Origin of the sequence: Mucilaginibacter sp. P19 (assembly GCF_050632265.1) — a bacterium.
Classification (GTDB): Bacteria; Bacteroidota; Bacteroidia; order Sphingobacteriales; family Sphingobacteriaceae; genus Mucilaginibacter; species Mucilaginibacter gossypii.
The window spans coordinates 3,599,289-3,618,784 of sequence record NZ_CP192586.1; the positions used below are offsets into that span (position 1 = coordinate 3,599,289).

Below are 19,496 nucleotides of genomic sequence, written 5' to 3' on the forward strand. Positions count from 1 at the left end.
AATTTTCATTGATCAATTAGCGTAGCTGGCTTAAGGGGCGGGGAATAATTGGCTTTGTGGTACTATTCTTCTACCGTTGATGCCGGCCGACGGAACTTCAAAAGTTAAACGTGCACGCTGGCCACCCACGTTTTCGCGATGATCGGCTTCTATTTTATAGCGTTTACCGCGTTCCAGAAATATTTTGGCGGTACGGCTATCCTTATCCCACTCGGTAGTGAAATCATTAATAATGGCCTTGCCATCTATATATAATCTTGATCCGTCGTCCCATTCGTTCTGCCAGAACACGTATTCACCCCGAACGGGTGCAAGGAACTCGCCAGTCCACCTGGTCGAGAAATTATCATGACTTATACTTGGTATGGCGGCTTGCCAAACCCCGTCATTAGGCCAATCAATAGTGGGTTCTATTTGTACCAGATCGGGCTTTCTGCCATCAAAATCAAGCAGTTGGTTGTTTGAAAAGTACTCCGCTTTTAAGCCTGTTCCGTTTCCGGTGATGTAAGAGTTATTATCAAGGTTAACCTCTGGCTCCACCAAAACGATCAACTTGCTTTTTATTGGATGCAATATATGTTTTGACGGATTAACCAAACTCACCACAAAACCAAAACGTTTATTGGCAACTATATTGGCATCAAAAACAGGCCATCCTATTGATAAGCGTACCACCGCTGTACTGGCGTTGGAATTTACCCTAATCAGGGTATCAATAGAAAATTGATCGGGGTTAAGTGCGATAGTGTTATCAGGCAGCACTTTTTTACTTACCAAAGTTGTAATGGTATCCATGTTTAATTTCACATGAACATTAAACGCACCGGCCGGTACACCTGCCAGGTTTACAGTTAACGGAATAGTGATACCTGCAGGCGACGTAGTGTAGTTTTTCTGATAGTCAACATCCATAATGCCACCGCCATTCAAAAGCGACACATAATGAATATCACTCTCTTTAATAAGCTTTTTGGTATCAAGCACCACCAGGATATTTGATTGCGATCCTTTAATTTGGTTGCCTTTACCCGGATTCGTAAGCTTAAATGCAAAAGCTATGTTTTTGCCATAGTTAGCTTCTATGGCCGATAACCTGACGCTGGCAACGGCAGTTGCTGTATCTGACCCAAATGCTACATTGATTACGCCGGGATAATCAATTGCACCCGCAGGTAATACCACTGTATTTTTAAGTGTACCATTTGCTATCAGTTTGGTTACCGTATCATTATTAAATGTTATACCTACCTGGAATGCTTTGGTTGCCGGTCCTGATAAGGATATTTTAAATGGAACTTTAACTATTTCGTTACCAGCAGTTGCATCACCAGTATTGGCTCCTGCGCCGGAAACGTTTCTGTCGGTATTTTGAATTGGCTTCAGCTCATCAAGATCATTTTGCTTGCAGGCTCCCGCTATCAGGGCAATTAACCCGATAAACAAGATATATCTGTATTTTTTCATCATCAAATATTTTAGTTTGTAATGGTTAAATTTACTGATCAAGCCAAACGCGGCCGTCAAGCCCCCAGGCCTGCCTGTTAGGTATTCTGAACCAGTTTATTATTTGTGCCGGAATATCTGCCGTTTGCGGAACAAATATGGCCAGTGCCCCTGCCGGCGGCGGACAAATCAGATCATTAAAATCTTCCCATTGATAAGGGCCTTTTAATTGAAAGTCGCGGGCCTGCGGGCCAACATCCCTGATCTTGTCGCCCTGGCCATCTGTGCCCGGCCAATATGCTGCCAAAAAGGTATAATAAGGATGACCTTCGCTAATGGATGTTTCGCAGGCATAATTTCCAATCACGGCATCGGGTACGTCGACCTTGAAAAATCTGATGTCGGTTACATACACATCAGGTGTACCATGCCCGGTACCATTTAAATAGCCTAACTTTAAAGGGCTACTGTTACTAAAACTTCCTGATGAGGTTACATCCAGCTCATTATTAAAAACCCCGTCGGTATACGTTCTGATATATCGTCTGCCCGCGCGTATTTCACATTTAACCGACAGGTTTTGCCATCTGCCCTTTTGTAAATCGCCGCCACGGCATTGATGATAATCGTTATCCTTAGTCCCCCGGTATTCAAAATACCAGTAAGCATCTTCCAGATAAATCACCCAGCCAACACCCGGATGACCTGCCGACCATTGCGCTCTTTTCCCGAGAATACTTGGCCAAAAGAATTTATCCTCATTCTTCTTAACTTTTAGCTCGATGGTGAACTTGGTAGTATCATCGATGTTAAAGATATCAGCTGTATCTATCTCGGCTCTCACTCCCGTATCTTTCAAACGTACTGTGCGCCCCAAATACCTGTTGCCGGTAAATGGTTTACCTATTATTCTTTGTTTATATTTTGGATTGTAATAGATAGTAAATGTATTGGCGGCGGTGTTACTGAAAACTGTATTATCGTTCTCGGTAACCGGGATATTGAATTTACCACCACCGCTCGACGCAATCACTACCAGCCAATCTTCATTGGCATAATTTTTCCTTTTTTCAGGGCATTAATAATCTCACCTACGTAACCGTCAAATTTTTCGATAGAAGCTTTGTATTGCGACGATGAATTGTCGAATCCATATTTGACACCTGCTTCTTTAATATCATTAAAATGGCCAACTATCAATTGTGCCGTGTCGGTATTCAGGTCATTAACTACAGCTGTTTTAATTTGCTCATCAGTACTATACAACTCGCTTACGGCAGCACCCTGTGTTAACTTATTTTTAAAAATAGCCGAGGAGGAAAAAGAAACGATTTTGGCATTTGGTCTTTCTTCTTTTATCCTTTCAAAAAACACAGGATAAGTTGCCAGGTTGTTGCCGGCAAAATCATCCGACAAGATCTTGTGCTTTTCTTTTTTACGCCGGTTAGCATATTGGCCCAGTTGCTTACATCGCGGGTCGAGTCCGGATCGCTCAATGCAACCCAACTGTAAATTGAACTGGGCAGTAATGCTTTAATATTAGGCACATTGGCACTATTTACTGATGAGCCCCGTGCCCCGTCAACAATCAGGTACAAAACCTTACGTTCGCCGGATGTTGCTTTGGCGGTATCAGTATAATTTTTATCGGGCAGCGTGCGCACAAAATCCTTATTACATGATATTGTAGCAACAGCCAATGCACAAATAATTGAAAAAATGATCTGTTTGTATTTTTTCCTGTTCTGCATTTCTTTATAGATTATAAGTTCAATTAAAATTTATTCGATGGTAACGCGTATAATATTGCTAACCTGAATATTATCAAAATGGTCAAAACCACCAATCAGCAATAACGCCCGCTTTCCATCAGTCGATTTGGTTTCAATGATATCAGACAATGTACCTGAAAATGGTCCTGTAGTATTGTAATTCCCGGCAAGTTCACCTTTGGTATTTAGTACCATAAAACCATTGCGGGTAACGTTATTATACTTTTTAAAGCTGCCACTAACTACTACCAGTCCATCATTAAGCTGCCGGGCAAAACCAGGATAGCCTCCCTCAAATGTTTTAGCTACGAAAGTTTGATCAAGACTACCATCCAAATTAATCAGCGCCATGCTGATGGCCGGTTTGCCATCGTATGTTCTGAATATCCCTGTTATCAGGTATTTTTTGGTTACCGGGTTGTACGTTAAAGATGAAATGCTATTATCGGTACCTGTCCCGGTTTTAAATGAGTCGTCTATGTTTCCATCGGCACTTAAGCGAATTAAACGGCCTGCGTTTTTTTGATCAAACGTGGTAAAACTTCCAAACAGCACCAGTTTTTCCAGCTGATCAGCGTCGGTATGCATGTACGAGTCAACAGGGCCGTTTGCCGAAGGCAAGCCTTTGTTTGTCGCTATGTTAAAACGATAGGTTTTGTCAAGTGTCCCATCCAGGTTAAAACGGGCTATCTGCCGGATCTCCGTACTGTCAAGAATCACCGTGTCACGGGTAAAATCATGATTATGTTCGGTATAAACCCGTCTTACATAATATCTGAAACTCCCTGTTGCCAGTATTTTGTTCTGATGCTTGTATATTTTAGATATATAGTCGTTAGTACCGCCATTAAACTTCGGAAAATATTTGGTTGTATCTGTTTGGGACGGGCGCCTGTAGGTTTTTACGCCAATGGTATCAATACTGCCATCAACATTTAAAGTGGTAATATTACTAATGTTTTCTGTGCGCTGATTGTAGCCGCTAAATCCTCCGGCTATCACATATTTTCCACCGAGTTCTATTACTCTCGATAATGATCCGTTTGCTGCCTTACCCGTGCGGAAAGTGCGGTCAAACTCGCCATCTGCCGATGTTCTTACAATGCGGTTAAGCGGGGTGATAATCCCTTTATTATCATAATTGGTAAACCAACCCAGCACCAGGTTCCGGCCATCGGCAAGAGGATACACCTGGTTTACATTGCCATTTGCTCCGGCAGTTGCCCTGAAAGAAGGATCGATATTAATCAATCCGGATACCTTAAATACCGGCCCGAGCACTAACTGATCGTCAATTGCTATTGACGTAATACCTGTGCTGCCAAATGGTGGAACTTTTACCTTAATAGTTGATTCAGTTACTTCGGTAACCTGGCCGGGTTCGCCGTTAAACATGAACTTTATTTTGCCTTTGTAAGGAATAAGTCCGGTGGCTTTGAATGTTACCTCGGTACCCACCGTCCCATTTGCCGGTGCAGGTATTGCATCGCGGCTAAGGATGACGCCCAATGGTGGCTTTCCCTCCCCATAGGGGTCAGAATAAACTGTCTTATCCTTTTTGCAAGCTTCTATTATGAGCACCAGCAGGATAAACGTGATGATATAGTTAAGTCTTCTCATATTCAATTTATTATCATTGAAAGAATATTGTTAATAATGTTTTACTCAGAATGATGAAGGCCTGCAAAGTATATTTCCTCATAAAAGTCGTACCGGTTAAACCCAAAATAGGCTCCGTCATATTGCAGGGTATGTACTATCCCGTTCGTAGGTTTGATATCAGATGACGAGAACCTTATTACCGAAAACCACGTTTTGCGCATTATTAATGTCATAGATATAACTGATTATCAATGTACGCGGACCAATGTATTTGATGTTGTTCGCGTCGTCATATATCACACCAATATTCACCACATCGCCGCTGTATGAATAATAAAGCGCTCCGGGATACTGATTTTGCAGGTTAAAATCTATTTGCGGATAATCTTTAAGCCGGTTGATCCCCTTGAACATATACCGTTGCAGATATTTTTTCCATATGGCAGAGTCGATGTCCGACAGCTTTTTCACGGTATCACGACCGGCCTCGTACAAAAATTGATTTAAAGAGCCCCTGGTTTTGTAGTCACCTATGGTTCTTTTTATAACATCATCGTCTGGTGCAAAAAAGGTAAAATCACTTTTGCGGAATGTTTCTTCCATACCAGCCAGTTTTACGATCTGGGCAATGGTATCAAACGGTACTGCTTTATCCTGCAGGTATTGAAGCATATCGGCAGGGTAATCAGCCTTAGCTTTACCTCCGTCTTTATAATACTCATCGCGTTTACAGCCGGTAAGCACCAGTAAAAACCCGGCAAAAACAATAATTATATTTTTCATATTTCTTATCATTACTTTTTAGGAATAGGTTAATTACCTCCGTTAACCCAATACATATTTAATGTCATGAAGGGGTTATTGGCCAGGGCGTTATTGCTGATTGGCCATGTCCAGGCACCACGGTTAAATTTGTCCAGCGTCAATACGTTATATGACCATTCACTGTTCATAATTCTGCGGGTACGTACCAGGTCAAAGTAATGGTGCCCCTCGCCCATCAGTTCCCGCGATCTCTCCAGGAAAATAAAATCCTTAAGGTCTTGGCCCCCGCCTCCGGTATAGCGCGAAGCTTCTGCCCGGTCCCTTACTTTATTCAGCAAAGCAATAGCCTGATCGTCCTGACCGAGTTCCGCCAGCGCTTCTGCACAGAGCAGTATTTCACCTGCGTACCTGAATATCATAAAGGTGTTGTCAGGATTGGCGTCCTCCTCCCCGGTTGCAAATGAATTTTGAGCAAATTTCAGCATCATGAACTTTCCGTTATCGGCGTAGATGTCTGAGTTAAACCAGATTGTAGCGCGCTTGTCAGCCGTACCTGAGTATAGTTTTTGCATATACTCGGCCCTGAAATAGGCAAAGCTTATACGGTGCGTATATTCCGGCCTTTTATATGGATAATGCAGAAACATATCGCCAATAGGGGCAACATTGGTGTTCTGATCGCCATAGTTTATACTGCGATAAAACTCAAACAAACTCTCGTCCGACCGGCCTTTGATAACCGTGGCCCATTCATTGATGGGTAACAGCCTGTAAGCATTGCTCTTAATCAATTCCTGCCCAAGGTCTGCAGTCTCCTGGTAGTACTTGGTTGCATTGGGTTTGTCGAAACCGGCATTCCACATGTTCATGTTCATGATAAGCGCGATAACGCTGCCCCTGCTTGCACGTACCCCTTTTAAAGCAGGATCAGAATAAGTCCAAGGCAAACCGTCCTTATATTTTTTAAGGTCGGCGATGTTTTTGTTTAAAACAGATACCATGTTTTCGCGCGGTAAAGCTGTTGAATGGTAAGCATCGGTATAATAAGGTACGTCGCCATAAAGCCTTACCATAAAGAAGTATGCAAGCCCGCGTATAAAAGCCGCTTCGCCCTCAAACTGCTTTTTTCGCTGTCTGATACGCCGGGCACGCCTGCTTCCAGTTTCGAGATGAGGATGTTGGCACTTTGTATTACCTGGTAATAGCCTGTCCAGTCGGTAATGCGATAAAAGTTGTAAAAATTCCAGGGCGGATTGCCGTTGATAAGCCCAAGCAGGTCATTCCGGCCTAATACCTCTACATATGCACGTGCGGGCCCATTATCTGCCTGAGGTTCAGATAAAACCTCTCCCGAACGATATTCGCCCGTAGCACCAATAAAATGCGTCTCGTTGATCTTGCCAAAAAATGTTCTTGACATATCATAAATATTGGCCACCACATCATCTTTCGATTGGTAAAAATTATTCCCTGTTAGTTTATCAATGGGTTGTACGTTCAGAAACTTTTTACAGGCTGGTAAACACAAGCTTGCTGCCGCTGCTAAAATGTATATAACACTTTTTTTCATGATCTTGAGTTTTATTTACTTGTATTGAGTTCAATATTTAAACCTAAATTATATGTGCGCGGTACCGGGTACCCACTTGATATATCCCGGCCCAGAGAAGTTACGTTTTCGGGGTTGGGGCCATTATATCCCGAAAATGTGACCAGGTTATTGGTTGAGAAATAAACCCTAACGTTATTGAACCCGAACCTTCGTACAAACTTTTTGTCGAACATGTAGGATAGTGTAACCGTGTTGATCTTTAGGTATGAACCTTCTTCCTGCCACAAATTTTGATCGGAACGAAGTGGCCTGATCTGATTGAACCTCGAAAACGAATAGGGATTAGGATACTTGGATTGATCACCCGGTTTTCGCCATATATCCAGATCGTCCAATGGAACTGCTGCCAGCAGGGCGTAAGGATCTCTCATGATCGACAACCTGTCTGATAACGCGTTATTTAATATTGTTCTCTTGGCGGTATAGGAGGCATAAATATTTAATCCAAAATTTTTGTAGTTGATATTTGTCGATATACCACCGGTAATTAAAGGTTGTGAGTTACCGGTTATTTCATAATCCCGGTCATCGAGGATGTAATCGCCGTTAACATCTTTAAACCTCGGGTCGCCGCCTTTAAAGGCAAGCCCGCTGGTTTGGTATTTTTTACCGGTTACAGGGTCTACCGGTACATCACCATCGGTTGAATAAACACCCTGGTTAACCAGCAGGTAATTTGACAATGTATTTTTACCTACCCTGAAAACAATGTGCTGATAGTTATTATAATCAAATTTGATGTATTGTCCGTTGTATTCGGCGGGTAACCTCAATAGGTAATCGCGGTTAATAGCGCCATTGAATGATACCGTCCAGTTAAAATCCTTGCCGGTTAAAGGCCTTAACGTTAGCATCAGCTCATACCCATAATCGGCAATGGATACGTCATTGCTGGATTTTTTCTGAAAACCTGTACTATTAGGTAAAAATCGGTCAAAAAGTAAGTTATCAACCTTTTTGTAATAAGTGTCAAAAGTCAGGTCGACTTTACCCTGCAAAATCGTCATGTCAAACCCAAGGTTGTACTGCGTAGTGGTAGTAGGCTTTAATGCCGGGTTAGGCACAAATTCATAATTAATACCAATGGTTGGATTATTGTTGAAATTGCCATTAAGGTTATACAAGCCATAAATGCTTTGCAAACTGCCAGTTGGTACGATATTTTGACCCCAAGTTAACCTTAAACCTCCTGAAGTGAGCCAATCCCAATTTTTAAACCAGTTTTCCTTGTAGTAATTCCACCTGAAACCGGCTGCAGGATTTTTGGAATACGGATTCTCTAAGCCATTTGAGGATGTACCATCTAAGCGGTATGATAACTCCAGTACATACTTCTTTTTATAATCGTAGTTAAAGGAGCCTGCAAATGAGGCGATGGTTGCATTTTTAAAGTTCGACAATACACCTCCGCCTCTTGAGTTATATGGGTCCGACCCTACTGGCCCCTGCAATTGATCATTAGGTATACGGTTTTGCCTGATGATACCGCTTTGGCCACCTTGTTTATATATTTCATTAAACGTATTAATGAATATCGTATGGTCGGCGCTGAATGTTTTGGCATAAGTAAGTGCATTACGGTTATATAATGTGAAATTACGGCCCTCATAATCATATACCTGCGCAAACTGAGCATTTGCAGCTGCGGGAGTGAAGGTTGATTCTGCATCTGAGGTATAATCATAACTGATGCTTGAGGATAGTGCCAGCCCCGGTATAAACTCATAACGACCATCAATATTGGTACGGATATTTCTTGTGCTGTTACTGTTTTGGGTTTGTAAAGCAGATGTTACGCCATCTGGTGAGAGATAAAATGAAGGAGGCGGCAGCAGTGTAGATGCCTGACCGTTCGAGGCCACTCCTTGTTGCAGTAAGCCCACACCATTGCCCTTAGCCTGGCTTCCCAACGAGCCGAACAATGAACCAAAGAACCTGAATTTATCATTTGGCTTAAACTCCATGTTCATATTCAGGTTATACCTGTCGAAACCGGTGTTTTTGATCACGCCTTTTTCCGAATAAAGCCCCATGTTCACTTTGTAGTTAAAACGGTCGTTGCCTCCGTCTAAGGCTACGTTATGGCTTTGGTTATGCGTTGTACCATAAAAAATAGACTGCCAGTTTGTTGAGTTGTTCCAATATGCGTTCAAACTATCAGCCAGGAACCCGGTTTGCCCTAATTTCCTTAACTCATCAATAATTGTTGCATTGGATAATATCTGCTGAATTTTTGCCCGGCGTTCGGAATTACCACCCAGTGTTGCACGCAGCTGTGGGACGGCGTTAACGAAGAAGTTGCCGGTATACCTTACCCGGGGTACTTTAGAATTTCCACGCTTGGTAGTTATGATGATTACGCCATAAGCCCCCTTGATCCATACATGGAAGTTGCCTGCGCATCCTTCATGATCTGTATGCTTTGGATATCCTCTATCGGGATCAATGATAACGGGCTTACCCCCGGCCCCTGCGTTTGAAAACCAAATTCAGCAGCCTTATCCGCATCTAAAGGTACCCCATCAATAATATACAGGGGGGATGTAGGTTGCAAGAACGATTCACTACCGCTACCGGATACACTCAGGGCTGATAAACCACGCACCTGAACGGAACCCCTGAAACCTGGAGCACCAGTATTGTTCTGAACGTTTAAACCAGCTACTTTTCCCTGTAGCAGGTTTTCGACGTTTGATGCCGGCACATCCTGGATGTCCTTTTGGGTTAAGGTAACCGCAGCGCCTGGTGATGATTCTTTATTCCTGTTTTGGTAGGCCACAATAATTACTTCATTAAGGCCCTTTTTGTCTTCAGTCAGCGTTACAGTTATGTTTTTTTGGCCGGGCTCAAGTTTTACTTTTTCCGTAACAAAACCTACAAACGTAAAAGTAAGTGTGCTGTTAGCCGGTACAGAAACGGTAAACTTTCCCTTATAATCAGTTTGTGTCAGGCCTTTACTGCCCATATATATATTTACACCGGGTAAAATTTTATTGGTAGCTTTTTCAACCACCGTACCGGTAACCGTTATATTTTGTGCTTGTGCATGAACATCTGCGCAGAATAAGATCGTGCAAACAGCAAGCACTATATAAAATAGTATGTGTTTTCTCATGGTGATAAGTTTTAATTCGGTTATTCGTCTTCAAACTTTGGATTGTCCTTCAAAAAATGGAACACTATCTCCCAGTCGCCTTTTTTGTATATAGCGAAATCTATCCCGAAGCTTGCCACTACCCTACTGCCGCCAAAACCAATTCGCGAATATTTAAATTCGGCATGGTCCCTGGTTCCTCCGGGAGCATATACAGTTGGTATTTCAACTAAAGGAATAGGATATGCAACATCGTATTGTACATATGTTGTAGTTTTTTGCATGTTGAAGCCATGCACTATTTTATCCCAGGTAGTTTCGTTAAACAGGGCCGGATTCATCTCTACTGAGTCTTTGTTCAGAAACTTAAACCTTAACGAATTTCCCGTACCGCCGGTAAACGGGCGGATATAAACCACCACATCCTTTTTATCGTCATTACTCTGCAGCGGGATGTCGGTTACCTGGCCTATTACCCCGTTTAAAAATGGCCTGATGTAGTTTCGGCTGGCCGGATTATATGGCGTTTTGGGATGAGGCGCAGGCATGCCGGAGTAAATGTTAAAGTCATCAGAAGGCTCATAAGGACGCTCGCGGAATGGGCGTACCTGCAGGTCGCGAATTATAGTACTGCCACCCGTGTTGGTTATTTTTATGTCAAAATAGCGCGTATCCTGCGGAAAATTGGTACTATCAGACGGCCTGGGCTTGATCAGCTCATTATTGGAAGAAGCCCACATAATGAACTCGCCCGACGAGCGCACTTCAAATAAAGGGTGATCTTCCAGCTTGCGTTTTGCCTCTATCTCGGCCAGGCTCTTTTCAAGCCCGTTGTAGGGCGCTGTCCATACATATGTTGGCCTTTTTTGAAAAAGATCTGTTACAGGCTTACCGTCACCAAAACGCGCGTTGATGATCTCAAACTTTAATGGCTGGGTTGAGTTATCTCCATTAAACCCGCCCATTAAAGTGGTTCGGCCTAAAATCGGTTCAAAAACTTTATTGCTGTAGTTTACATTCGAACTCAGATAATCTTTTTCATCGGGAATGCCATACATCTTCTTGCAACTACTGAGCGCGACTGCAGCAAATAGTAGAGCTACAGATCCCATTTTTATGAATGTTTGCATCTCTTTTCGTTTTTTTAATGTATTGATATTTTGATCTTCCATGCCTTATTTTACTTTATTGATGGTCCATTCGGCCAGTTGGAAAAGGCCCCCGTCACGCAGCTCGGAAATATCCACCCGGTAGAATTTATAAGCGGTGGCGTTAGGGCACCTGAAAACTTTGGTCTGGTATCGTTCTTCGAAGAAGAAGTTACTCCGGCGATCTAATTCCGTCCAGGTTTTGCCGTCATTTGAGCCTTCATAAGTCCAGGCCCTGGGGTCTCGTTCAGGTGCATCATTGGCAGATGTGAGCGTATACACCCCTGATACGGCAGGCTCATTTAGCTCAAACTGCATCCATAACCGTCCCTGAAGTTCGGCCAGGAACTTGGTATGATCGTCGCCGTCAATTACTTTTTTAGAGCCTTCGCCATTATCCGGACCGCCATTGTTATCTCTCAAAACGGTAAGCTTGCCACCTATCAGGGTCATCAGGTTTGGCGGTGGCGGAACAAAGGTTAATCGGGATACAAATTCATCAAAACCGAAAATGTGATCGGGACTTACCACATGAACAATACCATTTTTGGTGCTGATATTATTGGAGCCGGTGGTAGTGGTTGACCAGTTTCTGATAAACTTGCTGCGTTTGGTATTGCTAAACTCAATAAGATCCGGGCCGCCACCGGTAAGGCCGGAAGCTGATATTTTGGAAACCTTGCCATGCATAGGATATCCGAAACGTACGCTGAAAAGATCAAGCCCGTCCTGCAGCAGCAGGGAATCAGTTGTACGTTTACCCCTGATAATATAATATGAAACCATGGTGTCCAACTGCACGCCATCAATTTTTGCCAAAAACAGCGGATCTTTGTCGCTTTGCCTTCTTAATGTATTCAGGTTATTAATTGCCAGCTGAAAACTTGGATTAGTAACCGCAAAAAGGGTAACATTGCTGTCCATGAGCGTTTGCTGCAGTCCCATCCGGTTGACTACCGCCAGTAATGAATCATATACACCGGGCTTGCTTTTTAAATACTCATAAGTATTACCCGCAAATTTTGAGTTGGTGCCTGTAGCGTCATGGTAGCCGCCATCCTTTTTGCAGGCAGTTTGCAACAGGGCTGCAATCAACACCGGCGTTAAGGCACTCATATATTTTTTTAACTTTTTCATATATGGTCAGTTTATTTCCAGAATGGGTTTTGGGTTAACAGATTGTTTTGAGCGATGAGCTTACGCGAAACAGGCCAGTATATCCCCTGCGAATTGATGAGTTTCATGAATGCCGGGTTGTTTTGCTTGATTTTATTATAGCGTACCAGGTCATACCAGCGATGTCCCTCTCCCATCAATTCGCGATGGCGCTCCTTAAATATCAAATCAATAATGTCCTGGTCGCTGTCTATCGTAAGATCTCCCATCCCCCGGCGGGTCATGATATTAAAAACTTCATTTTCGGCCCCGTTCACATCCCCTAAAACAGCCAATGCCTCGGCCCGGAGTAATACGATATCCTCTATCCTTGTAAAGATCAAAGCACTGGTGAAGTATCGGAAGTTAGGATCAGAAACGCCCCCCAGTATCACTTTTATTTTGCTAAAAATGGGGTACTTGCCATTGATATTGGTGAAGTACCTTTCGGTACGGGGCTGACCAAGCGTATCTATACTAAAGCGCTCATCCTTTGGCAAGTCAAATATTTTCAGGATAGTATCTTTAGGCATGTAGATATCCGGCACTTTTTTATTCACCACGGGTTCGGCCAGGGTTAACTCTTCCAGGTGGCCTGTTACCGACCCGTCAATATGCCCCCAGTCAGAGTTAAAACCAAACATCTGGCTGGTGTTTTTATTGAAAAAGAACCCGTTTGATTTGGTCAGATCTTCAGTGCTTTGAAAATTGATGCCGCTTTTACCATAATTATCTTCAACAAACTTGGTATAGGTAGCTACATCGGTATAATTACCTTGCCAGGCCGCCAAATGAGCCAGGACCGCATAAGCTGAGTTCTTTGTAGCTAAAGCACCTCCCCAGCGGGTAGCATCTTCATTATAGTAATTGCCGGGCTGCTGCACATCGTTGTTACTGTATACAAATGGCAGATCAGCTGCGGCTTTAAGCATTTCCTGCTGCGCCCATACTAATATTTTGCTGCCGCTTTCGCGGGGCTGATTTTCAAACTTGCCATCGTGGGATGAGGTAATGAATGGTACATCTCCCCAAATCCTTACCATATAGAAATAGGTAAAGGCCCTTAAAAAACGTACCTGGGCAACATCAACTATCAAATAGTTTTCTGTATAGCGCTTATCGGCGGCTTTTACATCGCCAATACGTTCAAGGAAAATATTCGCAGCATTAATTATGGCGTAAAATCTCGTCCAGTCGCTCAAGGCGTCAACAGTTGGGTATGAGGCGTTGAGCTGATTACTTGCAATTACTTTCAGGTCCTGCCGGTTCGGACTAATAAATTCGCCTGTACGTACATCGCCATAAAGCCAGTGACCATCGTTGTCAGATAAGGCTGCACGGGTAAGTGCATACACTCCTAATAAGCCCGCACGTGCATCTTCAAGCTTATTCCACATGTTTTTTTCGCCCACAACCCTTGTTGAATCAATATCCAGGGTTTTATTACAGCTTGTTATTGCCGCAGTAAACAGGGCCAGGACGATACATAATGTCTTTTTCATTTTTACAACATGATTTTTGTGATCGTTTTTCATATCATAATTCCATTTTTACACCCAGGGTATATGTTCGTGGTATAGGCAGGCCGTAACCGGTATCATAGCCATCATAATTCACCAATTCAGGATCCTGACCGGTATAAGGGGTTATAGTAAACACATTATTTGCGGTGGCATATACATAAAACCTGGTTAGCTTGATTTTCTTTAAGCGCATTGCTTTGGTTAGGTCATACCCAATGGAAACGGTTCTTAATTTCAGGAATGAAGCATTTTCAAGAAAAAGGTCCTGATCAACGCGATATGGGATAACAGTACTCCATGGGTTATACAGTGGGTATTTGCTATAGTCTCCGCGTTTTTCCCAAAATGTGATCTCTTTAACAGAGTTTACATCGCTGTTACCTTCCCGGTTAATAAAATCAAACCGGTTGGCCATTTCCTGGTGTATAAGGTCGCGCCCCAGGTTGAAATAGAGATTGACATTTAAATTCCAGTTGCCGTATCTGAAATTATTATCATAACCACCTGAAATTTTTGGTAAAGAATGTCCCTTTAATACCTTATCGTTATTATCGATTACATTGTCGCCATTGATATCACGCCATCTGGGATCGCCGGCATGCAGGGCGATGCCATTGTACTTAAGTGGCTGCCCATTTACAACGGGTACTTCGCTTTCCGCTTTATAAATGCCATCATTTACCAGTAACCAATACTGATCAACCGGGCTCCCTACCTTTAAAAGCCTGTTATCAATAATGATCTGATTTAAGCCCCTTGGCAATGCTTTGAGCTTATTGACATTATGATTTAGATTCAATGAAGATGTCCATCCAAATTTTGTGTTCCGGATGATATTGGCAGATACAGATACATCTATACCGGTATTGTTTACAGCCATACCGCTCTCAATTGACTGCTTATACCCATACTCCGCAAAAGCGGGAATACCTATCAGCAAATTCTTTTCCTGTTTCAGGTACCAATCAACCGAAAGGTGCAAACGATTATTAAGAAAACCGGCATCTGTGCCTATATTAAGCTGATTAGAATATGACCATGGTATGCCATAACCAATCCAACCGGTAGAGTAAGGCCTGGTAAGCACACCAAAAGCGTTATAGCCAGGTACGGTTAAGTTACCTGTATACCCTACCGATGCTGTATACTGAGGCCCCTGCGCATAGTTGTCAAAGGCATTAAGACGGCCGATCCTCCCTGCGCTTGCACGCAAAATAAGGTCGTTTATAATAGTGCTATTATCTAATACCTCCTTCTTAATGTTCCAGGCTGCAGATAATACCGGCGAATAGAACCACCGGCTGGTAGGCTGAGCATTTGACGATCCATCAGCACGTACCGTTGCGGACAGAAAGTATTTTTCTTTGAATGAATAATCCGTTTTTGCATAAAACGAAACCAGGTTATGCTTGATCTTATCCAGAAAACGATAGGTCAATTCGCGGGGGAAGGCTGTTGAATTGAGATAGTTAGGGTTATCAGACCCGTCCGGGTTTTTCGGGTTTGAATCCAGGAGGTTTATCTTAATATAGTCATTCACTCCTTTGTATGCATAGGCGTTGCTGTACTTATAAATGTCCCATTGCGTTGATTGCCCCAGTTCAAAATGGAAATCGTTCACTTTATTTACTGTCAGATCATAGGTTGCCCTGTTATCAGCCATTATCCTTTGGCTAAAGCCAAAATAATTGGAAGCATAGCTGTTGCCCTGCAAAAGCGTGCGCGCATAAAACACATCGCGGTAGCCTTCATTATAATCTAAATTGAAGGTGGTTACGAATTTAAATTTTCCGAGATCGATACCTATTTTGGCATAGCCGTCAACAATATTTGTTTTGTTGTTATCGAAGCCTTTTTTGTACTGCGCCAGGTAGTCGGCATAAAATTCTTTGTTTGGTGGTAGCGGGGCGCTGAGATCTGGGAAATAGTTGATTTGGGCAAATCTGTCGCGGAGATACCTGTTTCGTTGCCGCTCAATCCGGTTGGCATTTACCATAGCCGAAAAAAGTAGCCATTTGATAGGTTTCATATTAATGTTGAACATAGCGCTATATCGGTTTAGCACTGTTCCATCAGCAACACCATTATTCTTCAGATCCCCCAATGAGAAACGGAAGTTAGCACGATCTGTGCCCCCGGAAATTCCAAAATTAATACCATAAACTGCAGCATTACGATAGTAAAGATCGCTCCAGTCTGATTTCCCGCTATAAACATTGTTTAATGAATCGCTCAGGTAGATGGGATAGTTCTCATCATCAGAGTATCTGCCATTGGTAGTATAAAGGTCGTAAAAACGCTGTCTGAAAGCATTTTCATACTTACCGTTTATAGTGGTTACATGCGGCCGCTGTGCCAAACCTATATACGAATCAAAGGTGATGCTTTTAGCGGCAATAGGGGTTTTAGAGGTTAAAACGATAACACCATTAACAGCACGAGGCCCATAAACCGCCGTGGCCGACAGATCTTTTAACACTTCAACCGAGGCTATATTATTCATATCAATACCAGCAAATGGGTTGGTGGCTGTTCCCATCCTGTTATAGTTATATAGCTGTATATCATATGCAAATGGGTGTTCTGTTACAAGCGGAATACCATCCAGTACAACCAGTGGCTGCGATTGGTAAACATCCCTTGGAGAAAGAAGCGGCATGGGCGCCCCTCTCATAAACATATTTTGAACGGTACCGGGTTCGCCCGAAGGTTCCTGTATATACAGCCCTGCAAATTGCCCTTTTAACAATTGCTGCAGGGAAACAGCCGGGAATTTGGATAGATCATAAGGCTTTTTGGTAACACTATCTGCCAGCTTATTATAAAGGGTATGCTTTATAATAATATTCATGCTGTCTTTTAATAATGAATCTTTTGCCGTTGTATCCCGACGGACGTAAGGCTTACTATAAAAAGGACGTTTTACTTTGCTTTTTCTGCCCTCATTCCCCTTAGCTAAGCCTGTAAGTGCATTTGTGGCAATTGCTGCGAAAACCACAAAGCACAGCCATAAGTATCGCATAATGAATGGATCTTTTAGATTGTAAAATAATTTTTGATTTAACGGGCCATGTGCTTTTATGCCTGCAAACGAGTTATGCAGATGACATGCACCTTTAGATTAAGTAGAATGTAATTCTTTTTCCATAGCGCTGATTTACAAGCGAAAAGAACAGAAATCAAAAATAACCGGCAGGAATATTTTTGATAGCGGCGCATAGCTATACACCCCCAGGTTTGCCATCAAAAATGACCATACCCAAGCGTTCTTTTCACTTTTGGTGATTAGGTTAATTAATAAAATTCTTGATACCTAAAATCTCAGCAAGAGATTTTTCCGAAGGATCAACCCCGTCAGATGATAGGCTTCTGAAAGATGAGGTACAGGTAAATAATGTTTTTCATGTCAGTGATATTGGTTAATTTAATAATTACATAAATCTCAAAACAAGCAGTTCAGGTAGCTTAAACGATTAAGTAATAAAGTATTTTTCACAATTGGTTTTAACAAATATAATTAAGAAAAACGTTTTACCAAGTAATATCAAAAAAATAATAAACTTTTATTATTTCAAGTAGCAACAATCGATCTCCATTGAAAAAATGACAAAAAAATCAACAAAAACTTTAGGTTTTTTCACAAAATATCAATAGTGCAGCCAGTAAAATCCTGATAAAATGTTAAAAAATCATGTTCCAACCAATTAAAATCAGCCATAAAATGTAAGAATTACATTTTTAGTTAAGTACTGCAACCTGCACTTCATATTCTTGCCCCGGCAATAGGTCTTTTCCGTTCTTTGTTTTCGATATTGCTTGCTCACTTTCTGCGAATTAAGTCCATCGGTTATAACTGCACACCGCTTCCCGGCGTGACCATCATTCACCTTTGGAAATATCAAAATGCGGGGATATTAGGCCGGACAGACGGACATCCACCGGTAAACCAATCATGTATATATTAAGATTGAAAAATTTATAGCCGCCGGAATAGCATACCGAAAAATTAAATAAAAACCGGGCAAAGATAAAATTATTGTAATGGGGTTATATCATCTTATTTTGTTACTCTTGGGCCCGAAGGCAAAAAATACAACCAGCCAAAACCGATTAGGAAAAGAATTGATGAGGCGATAAAAGATGGGAAGGCTATATCTGTATTTTTTTCTAACGCGTTATTTAGCGCGGTGTACAATAGCCATACCTGGATACTCACATTTAATATCAGGATCATGATCAATGCCAGCATGAGTGTGTTGGTTTTATTAGGATGTGCCTGATTTTGGGCTTCGCGGAAATTACTCATAACTTAATTATAATGTTTGTAAAGGCTAATGACCTTATGATCTGGATTGACGATTCGGATCCGGTTTGTCGTTATCGGGTTTAAAATCTTTGACGTATACTTCTTCCCCTTTAATCACTACAGTTAAACGGGGTAACGGTCGGGGCGGTGGGCCGGCAAGCACTTCGCCGGTAAAAGCGTCGAACAAGCCATTATGACAAGGACATTCAATTTTTCCGCTGCCGGGTTTATAAAAAACCGCGCAGGATAAATGGGTACATTTTTGTTCATAAGCCCTAAACTCATCATTCTCCATGCGAATAAGAATATAAGGAATAGTACTGCCATTGATCACAAACGAGCGGGTCCCTCCTACCGGAAGTTCGTGCTTCTTACAAACAAAGTGTTCACCCACGATTTTATCCGGCGGAAAAAATTAGCTTTTATGGCAACATACCCGCTTCCAACGGCCAACCCACCAGATACGAGGCATAAAAATTTTGCAAAATCACGTCGGCTTACCTGGGTAGATTCAAGCTGATAGACCGGAAAATCTTCTTTCCAGTGATTATCCTTTTTATCTGTGGCCATAAATAATGTCAGTCTATAATTAATGAAGTACTTCCTTTGGGCATCATGATGTTTACTTTGGTGCTCACACTTTCTTTTCCGAAAATAAAATTGTTAACAGGCGTGCTATTCGGGCGCATCTTTGCAATTTCTTCCCTTGTACCATAATACAGTGCCTGTGTTGGGCAAACGGTGGCACACATCGGTTTTTTGCCCGCGCTGGTTCTGTCGTAACACATATTACATTTCATCATCAGGTCATAGGCCCCATCTTTTTTAGGGACGCCGAAAGGGCATGCCATTACGCAGTTTGAACAGCCTATACACCGTGCTGTATTGGCAGTGTGTACTACGCCAAACTCATCTTTCGTTATAGCATCTGCCGGACAAACGTTAGCGCAAACAGGATCGTCACAATGCATACAAACCTGCACGGTGGTTTGTACGGTAACGGCGCGATCAATATAATTGACATGGATCATAGATTCGTGGCCGTTTGTTTCACACTCTGAACAAGCCATTTCACA

General features: G+C 42.3%; 17 protein-coding genes. All 17 read right to left on the minus strand.

Going from position 1 to position 19,496, the window contains the following annotated elements:
* Nucleotides 1-30: 30 nt before the first annotated feature.
* The 17 genes from ACQ86K_RS17465 to ACQ86K_RS17545 all read right to left on the minus strand — a co-directional run bounded on the left by ACQ86K_RS17465 (nt 31) and on the right by ACQ86K_RS17545 (nt 19,490).
* Complete coding sequence (locus ACQ86K_RS17465) at nt 31-1,464, minus strand: PA14 domain-containing protein (protein ID WP_176844350.1); 1,434 nt, start codon at nt 1,462-1,464, stop codon at nt 31-33.
* Nucleotides 1,465-1,495: 31 nt separating this feature from the next.
* Nucleotides 1,496-2,476: a DUF4983 domain-containing protein gene (locus tag ACQ86K_RS17470; protein ID WP_431198427.1), complete on the minus strand. Its 981-nt coding sequence runs from the start codon at nt 2,474-2,476 to the stop codon at nt 1,496-1,498.
* Nucleotides 2,476-2,817, minus strand: coding sequence for an alkaline phosphatase family protein (locus tag ACQ86K_RS17475; RefSeq protein WP_431198428.1), 342 nt, complete (start codon nt 2,815-2,817; stop codon nt 2,476-2,478). Before ACQ86K_RS17475 ends, ACQ86K_RS17470 begins: the two co-directional genes overlap by 1 nt.
* A complete protein-coding gene (locus ACQ86K_RS17480) occupies nt 2,799-3,194 on the minus strand; it encodes a hypothetical protein (protein WP_431198429.1) in 396 nt (131 codons plus the stop codon). The genes ACQ86K_RS17475 and ACQ86K_RS17480 overlap by 19 nt, the downstream gene beginning before the upstream one ends.
* A gap of 30 nt (nt 3,195-3,224) precedes the next feature.
* Entirely contained in the window at nt 3,225-4,835 is a 1,611-nt protein-coding gene (locus ACQ86K_RS17485; RefSeq protein WP_091162802.1) for a DUF5008 domain-containing protein, read from the minus strand.
* Nucleotides 4,836-4,994: 159 nt separating this feature from the next.
* Entirely contained in the window at nt 4,995-5,600 is a 606-nt protein-coding gene (locus tag ACQ86K_RS17490; protein ID WP_431198430.1) for a hypothetical protein, read from the minus strand.
* 29 nt (nt 5,601-5,629) lie between these two features.
* Nucleotides 5,630-6,721, minus strand: a complete 1,092-nt coding sequence (locus ACQ86K_RS17495; protein ID WP_431200881.1) for a RagB/SusD family nutrient uptake outer membrane protein — start codon at nt 6,719-6,721, stop codon at nt 5,630-5,632.
* Nucleotides 6,649-7,152, minus strand: coding sequence for a hypothetical protein (locus ACQ86K_RS17500; RefSeq protein ID WP_431198431.1), 504 nt, complete (start codon nt 7,150-7,152; stop codon nt 6,649-6,651). Before ACQ86K_RS17500 ends, ACQ86K_RS17495 begins: the two co-directional genes overlap by 73 nt.
* An 11-nt stretch (nt 7,153-7,163) precedes the next feature.
* A complete protein-coding gene (locus tag ACQ86K_RS17505) occupies nt 7,164-9,644 on the minus strand; it encodes a SusC/RagA family TonB-linked outer membrane protein (protein WP_431200882.1) in 2,481 nt (826 codons plus the stop codon).
* On the minus strand, nt 9,551-10,309 hold the full coding sequence (locus ACQ86K_RS17510; RefSeq protein ID WP_431198432.1) for a TonB-dependent receptor plug domain-containing protein: 759 nt from the start codon (nt 10,307-10,309) through the stop codon (nt 9,551-9,553). Before ACQ86K_RS17510 ends, ACQ86K_RS17505 begins: the two co-directional genes overlap by 94 nt.
* Nucleotides 10,310-10,329: 20 nt before the next feature.
* On the minus strand, nt 10,330-11,460 hold the full coding sequence (locus ACQ86K_RS17515; protein ID WP_243771468.1) for a DUF5007 domain-containing protein: 1,131 nt from the start codon (nt 11,458-11,460) through the stop codon (nt 10,330-10,332).
* Between the two features lie 3 nt (nt 11,461-11,463).
* Nucleotides 11,464-12,573 carry a discoidin domain-containing protein gene (locus tag ACQ86K_RS17520; RefSeq protein ID WP_091162798.1) on the minus strand — a complete coding sequence of 370 codons (1,110 nt, stop codon included), beginning with the start codon at nt 12,571-12,573 and terminating at the stop codon, nt 11,464-11,466.
* An 11-nt stretch (nt 12,574-12,584) separates the two neighbouring features.
* A complete protein-coding gene (locus tag ACQ86K_RS17525) occupies nt 12,585-14,093 on the minus strand; it encodes a RagB/SusD family nutrient uptake outer membrane protein (protein ID WP_431198433.1) in 1,509 nt (502 codons plus the stop codon).
* Between the two features lie 34 nt (nt 14,094-14,127).
* Nucleotides 14,128-17,136 (minus strand): SusC/RagA family TonB-linked outer membrane protein, encoded by a 3,009-nt coding sequence (locus ACQ86K_RS17530; RefSeq protein ID WP_223266250.1) that lies wholly within the window; start codon nt 17,134-17,136, stop codon nt 14,128-14,130.
* A gap of 1,035 nt (nt 17,137-18,171) precedes the next feature.
* Entirely contained in the window at nt 18,172-18,420 is a 249-nt protein-coding gene (locus ACQ86K_RS17535) for a DUF6755 family protein (protein WP_090527418.1), read from the minus strand.
* A gap of 34 nt (nt 18,421-18,454) precedes the next feature.
* Nucleotides 18,455-18,814 carry a Rieske (2Fe-2S) protein gene (locus ACQ86K_RS17540; protein ID WP_431198434.1) on the minus strand — a complete coding sequence of 120 codons (360 nt, stop codon included), beginning with the start codon at nt 18,812-18,814 and terminating at the stop codon, nt 18,455-18,457.
* Between the two features lie 184 nt (nt 18,815-18,998).
* Complete coding sequence (locus ACQ86K_RS17545; RefSeq protein ID WP_431198435.1) at nt 18,999-19,490, minus strand: 4Fe-4S dicluster domain-containing protein; 492 nt, start codon at nt 19,488-19,490, stop codon at nt 18,999-19,001.
* Nucleotides 19,491-19,496 lie beyond the last annotated feature (6 nt).

Excerpts from the sequence above, each read along its gene's own strand:
- ACQ86K_RS17465 (WP_176844350.1), bottom strand. The coding sequence starts at position 1,464 with ATGAAAAAATACAGATATATCTTGTTTATCGGGTTAATTGCCCTGATA.
- ACQ86K_RS17480 (WP_431198429.1), bottom strand. The coding sequence starts at position 3,194 with ATGCAGAACAGGAAAAAATACAAACAGATCATTTTTTCAATTATTTGT.
- ACQ86K_RS17485 (WP_091162802.1), bottom strand. The coding sequence starts at position 4,835 with ATGAGAAGACTTAACTATATCATCACGTTTATCCTGCTGGTGCTCATA.
- ACQ86K_RS17490 (WP_431198430.1), bottom strand. The coding sequence starts at position 5,600 with ATGAAAAATATAATTATTGTTTTTGCCGGGTTTTTACTGGTGCTTACC.
- ACQ86K_RS17500 (WP_431198431.1), bottom strand. The coding sequence starts at position 7,152 with ATGAAAAAAAGTGTTATATACATTTTAGCAGCGGCAGCAAGCTTGTGT.
- ACQ86K_RS17510 (WP_431198432.1), bottom strand. The coding sequence starts at position 10,309 with ATGAGAAAACACATACTATTTTATATAGTGCTTGCTGTTTGCACGATC.
- ACQ86K_RS17515 (WP_243771468.1), bottom strand. The coding sequence starts at position 11,460 with ATGGAAGATCAAAATATCAATACATTAAAAAAACGAAAAGAGATGCAA.
- ACQ86K_RS17520 (WP_091162798.1), bottom strand. The coding sequence starts at position 12,573 with ATGAAAAAGTTAAAAAAATATATGAGTGCCTTAACGCCGGTGTTGATT.
- ACQ86K_RS17525 (WP_431198433.1), bottom strand. The coding sequence starts at position 14,093 with ATGAAAAAGACATTATGTATCGTCCTGGCCCTGTTTACTGCGGCAATA.
- ACQ86K_RS17530 (WP_223266250.1), bottom strand. The coding sequence starts at position 17,136 with ATGCGATACTTATGGCTGTGCTTTGTGGTTTTCGCAGCAATTGCCACA.
- ACQ86K_RS17535 (WP_090527418.1), bottom strand. The coding sequence starts at position 18,420 with ATGAGTAATTTCCGCGAAGCCCAAAATCAGGCACATCCTAATAAAACC.
- ACQ86K_RS17545 (WP_431198435.1), bottom strand. The coding sequence starts at position 19,490 with ATGGCTTGTTCAGAGTGTGAAACAAACGGCCACGAATCTATGATCCAT.